This is a genomic window from Thalassobacterium sedimentorum, from assembly GCF_031127905.1.
Classification (GTDB): domain Bacteria; phylum Verrucomicrobiota; class Verrucomicrobiia; order Opitutales; family Coraliomargaritaceae; genus Thalassobacterium; species Thalassobacterium sedimentorum.
Map to the genome: position 1 here is coordinate 1 of NZ_JARXIC010000140.1, position 379 is coordinate 379.

At 44.1% G+C, this 379-nt stretch carries 1 protein-coding gene; it reads right to left on the reverse strand.

Annotation, left to right across the window (positions count from 1 at the left end; translation table 11 throughout):
• Positions 1-49: 49 nt before the first annotated feature.
• Positions 50-379: hypothetical protein (locus QEH59_RS18760; RefSeq protein WP_308986919.1), on the reverse strand; the 330-nt coding region annotated here is incomplete at its 5' end.

Sequence of the window (379 nt, forward strand, 5' to 3'; positions counted from 1 at the left end):
ATCGTGGAGCATAGCCGATGCCTGTAGCGCGGAGCGCGAAAGGCATTGGCTAGTGCGTCTGGATAGGCTCCTTCGGGTTAGTAGTTTTAGGCATTTCAATTAGTTCAATCGATCCACCATTTTTTACTACTGGATTCTTGGTTAGTAAAGATTCTAGTTCTTTAACTTTAGAAGTCTCAAATCTCATGAATCCTCCAATCTGGTTGGTGCTGTTGGGGATTTCTTCTCTTCCGAAGACTCTGGTCGATCCAAGTTGACTGCCACCTTGAAACATACCTGTGCCATTCGCTTCCTCGAAGAATTCATTCCATTCACTTTCGCTGGGTGGTGTTTCAGAGTTCTTATGGATTAGTAGGAGATATTCCATTTTCTGCCTATC